At 37.7% G+C, this 4,032-nt stretch carries 4 protein-coding genes and 1 tRNA gene; 2 read left to right on the top strand and 3 right to left on the bottom strand.

Annotated elements, in window-relative coordinates:
* Nucleotides 1-107 precede the first annotated feature (107 nt).
* Nucleotides 108-179: transfer RNA gene (locus tag HMPREF2701_RS00370), tRNA-Glu, on the bottom strand.
* A 61-nt stretch (nt 180-240) separates the two neighbouring features.
* Nucleotides 241-1,596 carry a 23S rRNA (uracil(1939)-C(5))-methyltransferase RlmD gene (gene rlmD, locus HMPREF2701_RS00375; protein ID WP_070481762.1) on the bottom strand — a complete coding sequence of 452 codons (1,356 nt, stop codon included), beginning with the start codon at nt 1,594-1,596 and terminating at the stop codon, nt 241-243.
* 37 nt (nt 1,597-1,633) lie between these two features.
* On the opposite strand from rlmD, the gene recX reads away from it, so the two are divergent.
* Together recX and HMPREF2701_RS00385 are read left to right on the top strand one after the other, a co-directional pair.
* Nucleotides 1,634-2,410, top strand: a complete 777-nt coding sequence (gene recX, locus HMPREF2701_RS00380) for a recombination regulator RecX (RefSeq protein ID WP_070481764.1) — start codon at nt 1,634-1,636, stop codon at nt 2,408-2,410.
* Nucleotides 2,411-2,498: 88 nt separating this feature from the next.
* The gene (locus tag HMPREF2701_RS00385) at nt 2,499-3,032 is read left to right on the top strand and encodes a nucleoside tri-diphosphate phosphatase (protein WP_000775316.1); all 534 of its coding nucleotides are present in this window, start codon (nt 2,499-2,501) and stop codon (nt 3,030-3,032) included.
* A 70-nt stretch (nt 3,033-3,102) separates the two neighbouring features.
* On the opposite strand, the gene HMPREF2701_RS00390 is transcribed toward HMPREF2701_RS00385, so the two are convergent.
* On the bottom strand, nt 3,103-3,870 hold the full coding sequence (locus HMPREF2701_RS00390; protein WP_000567569.1) for an epoxyqueuosine reductase QueH: 768 nt from the start codon (nt 3,868-3,870) through the stop codon (nt 3,103-3,105).
* Nucleotides 3,871-4,032: the final 162 nt, after the last annotated feature.

The raw sequence follows: 4,032 nt of genomic DNA on the forward strand, positions 1-4,032 counted from the left end.
CTCAAGTGACAACTATATTAGTATATCACAGCTGCTTTTTCTTGTCAACACTTTTTTGAAACTTTTTGAACTTTTTTTCATCAAGTGTTTCCAACCGCAACATACCATAGTCCGTACGGGATTCGAACCCGTGTTACCGCCGTGAAAACGCGGTGTCTTAACCCCTTGACCAACGGACCTGAGTTGTTATTTTCAACTCTTACTATTATACCCACTTTTCTAACTTTGTCAACTACTTTTTTAAACTTTTTTTATTAATTTTACAACAGCTTCCGTTCGAGCTGTATGTGGGAACATATCGACCGACTGGATATAATGGAGATCATAGACTTCTACTAACCTCACCAAATCACGAGCCAAGGTCGAAACATTGCAAGAAATATAGACCATTTTTTCTGGTACATAGGTAAGAATAGTATCTAATAACTTATCATCCAGACCTGTACGTGGAGGGTCAACAATTAAAGCATCTGCTCGGTAGCCTTCCTTGTACCAACGAGGAATAACCTCTTCTGCTGTTCCAGCTTCATAATGAGTATTATCAAATCCCATTCTTTTAGCATTTCGCTTAGCATCTTCAATGGCTTCTGGAATAATATCCATACCTCTGAGTGTTTTAACTTTCTTTGCAAAGGCAAATCCAATCGTTCCAACTCCACAATAAGCGTCAATCAAATGGTCTTCTTTAGCAACATCCAGCGCTTTTACTGCCTCGCTATAGAGGACTTCTGTTTGTTCAGGATTTAGTTGATAGAAAGCTCGAGGGGATAGTGAAAATTCATAATCGAGTACACCTTCTTGAATACTCTCTTGTCCCCAGATAATCTCTGTCTTTTCGCCATAAATCTCACTGGTTTTAGCTGTATTTGTATTTACAGCTACTGTCACAACCTCTGGAAAATCTTTAACCAAGTCTTTTACCAGTTGGGTTAAATTAAGCTGACGGTTTGTAACAATAATAATCTGAACCTGTCCAGTCTTTCTAGCTCGTCGAACCATAATAGTTCTAACACCTAGAACTTTTCTCTCATCCGTGATTGGAATCTGGTGATAAGTAAGTAATTCTGCTAGGCGATTAGCAATCACTTGAGTTTCCTTGTCTTGTACCAGGCAGTCTGTCAACTCTACTAGATAGTGAGAGTTTTGTGCATACAAGCCCGCCTTGACCTGATTCTTAAATTTTCGAGTCTGAAATTGTAGCTTAGCACGGTAGTACTTTGGTTCCTGCATTCCAATCGTTGGACGAATTTCATAATTTTCATACCCTGCAGGAGCGAATTTTTTTAGCGCTTGATGAAGCAAGTCCGTCTTGAACTCCAGCTGCTTATCATAATGCAGGTGCATAATTTGACAGCCTCCGCACTCATTGTAAATAGTACAAGCTGGCACAACTCGAAATTTAGACTTCTTGTTAACCTTTAGTAATTTTGCTTCAACAAAGTTACGTTTAATAGAAGTAATCTGACAATAGATATCTTCTCCTTTGAGAGCACCAGGCACAAAGACTAATGTTTTTTGATAAAAGCCAATTCCCTCACCATTAATTCCCATGCGCTTGATTTTTAATGGTATTTTTTGTTTCACTTTCAGATTCATACCCCTATCTTATCACATTTTGAGTTATAATAGAACTATGAAAATCACAAAACTTGAAAAGAAAAAAAGACTCTATCTGATGGAGCTTGATAATGACGACAAATGCTATATCACCGAAGACACGATTGTTCGTTTTATGTTATCAAGAGATAAGATGATAAGCCAAGAAGAATTAAAAGAGATACAGGTCTTTGCTCAATTTTCTTATGGTAAGAATCTAGCTCTCTACCACCTATCCTTTAAAGCTCGCACTGAAAAAGAAGTGAGTGAATATCTGAAAAAATACGATATTGATGAAAACATCGTTTCTCAAGTCATTGCTAATCTTAAAGAGGATAATTGGATTAATGATGGTCAGTACACCTACGCTATCATAAATGCCAACCAACTTTCAGGAGACAAGGGGCCTTATGTACTGACTCAAAAATTAGCACAAAAAGGAATTTCAAAATCTACTATAGAAGAGATTTTGAAAGAATTTGATTTTTCGGAAGTTGCTCAACGTGTAGCTAATAAACTATTGAAAAAATATGAGGGAAAACTTCCAGCTCGTGCTTTACAAGATAAGATTATCCAAAATCTGACCAACAAGGGTTTTTCCTATTCTGATGCTAAAAGTGCCTTTGACCAGTTGGATAGTCAAGTTGACCAAGAAACGACTCAGGAACTCATCTTCAAGGAACTCGATAAGCAATATGCCAAGTATTCCCGAAAATATGAAGGATACGAACTTAAACAGCGTTTAACCCAAGTTTTAACACGAAAGGGCTACGATTTTTCGGATATAGCAAGCGCTCTCAGAGAATATCTTTAATATTTTCATGTAAAATTCACAGATTTTAGGTAATTTTATGGTACAATAGTAAACGATAAACTTATAAATTGTAGAAAGTTGGTTAGTTATGAAGCTTCCAAAAGAAGGCGACTTTATTACAATTCAAAGTTATAAGCATGATGGGAGTCTCCACCGAACTTGGCGGGACACCATGGTACTAAAAACAACAGAAAACGCCATTATTGGTGTCAACGATCACACACTGGTTACCGAAAGTGATGGTCGTCGTTGGGTCACTCGAGAACCGGCTATTGTTTACTTTCACAAGAAATATTGGTTTAATATCATTGCCATGATTCGCGATAATGGAATTTCCTACTATTGCAATATGGCTAGCCCCTACTATCTGGATGAAGAAGCACTGAAGTATATTGATTACGATTTGGATGTTAAAATTTTTACAGATGGGGAAAAACGTCTCTTAGATGTTGAGGAGTATGAGCGTCACAAACGCAAAATGAATTATTCTGATGACTTGGACTATATTTTAAAAGAACATGTCAAAATTCTTGTTGATTGGATTAACAATGGACGTGGTCCTTTCTCAGAAGCCTATGTAAATATTTGGTACAAGCGCTATGTAGAACTAAAGAATCGGTAAAGTTGTCAAACTGGGGTGTAAGCCCTGGTTTTTTTATTTGAAAAACCCAGCTTTTCAGCTGGGGTGATTTCTATATATCTAATTTCGTAACAGTAAATTTGATGTGGGAGTAGTCTTTTTCAACATCCTTATCAAGCATGAACGCTGTGGCGTCCTTCTTAACTTGAACCAGGTCAATATTCTGGGCTTGGGCTGCATAGACGCATCCACAATAACATTGACGATAGATATCATACTCTTCACACATCTCTACTGAACGTTTGTAACCCTGATTTTTCTTGAAATCACTTGGAAGATAGTGGGTTGTATAAATCTTTTGCACATCGATTCCGATGCTGTTGATGGTTTGAGAATTCTTATGAGGACTAATGGTCAAGGCTGAACCAAAGTAGTCAAAACCCAAATCCATAGCCACTTGGGCTGTCTTATCCAGTCGGTAGTCAAAACAAACCTTGCAACGGTCGCCACCTTCTGGTTCTTCTTCCAGTCCTCTGACTAACTTACGGTATTCATTTGGTTCGTAGGGAGCTTCTAGGTACTGGACCGTATTTCCTGTCCGCTCATTGAAATCACTTACAAATTTCTTAGTAACATAGGCCCGTTTATGATATTCTGCCTTGGGATGGATATTAGAATTGGCAAAATAGATGGTCACATCAGCGTATTTGGTCAGATATTCTAGGGTATAGGTACTGCAAGGGGCGCAGCAAACATGCATGAGAATGGTCGGCCGTTGCTCATTTTTCTCCCATACTTGTACCATCTTCTGCATGACACGGTCATAATTAATCTTCTGATTGGGGTTCATCTTGCTCAGAATTTCTTCTACATCGATCATGTTCTTCTCCTTTTTCTAGTCTTATTTTATCATATAAGTTAGGAGAGCTCAAATCTATTTAGAAGTGAATATCATAAAAAGGAGGGATAGGCATTCCCTCCTTTTGTGTTTCTTATGAATTGCTTCGTAGCTAATACTCAATGAAAATCAAAGAGCAAACTA

This window comes from Streptococcus sp. HMSC077D04, assembly GCF_001808785.1.
Lineage (GTDB): Bacteria > Bacillota > Bacilli > Lactobacillales > Streptococcaceae > Streptococcus > Streptococcus mitis_BX.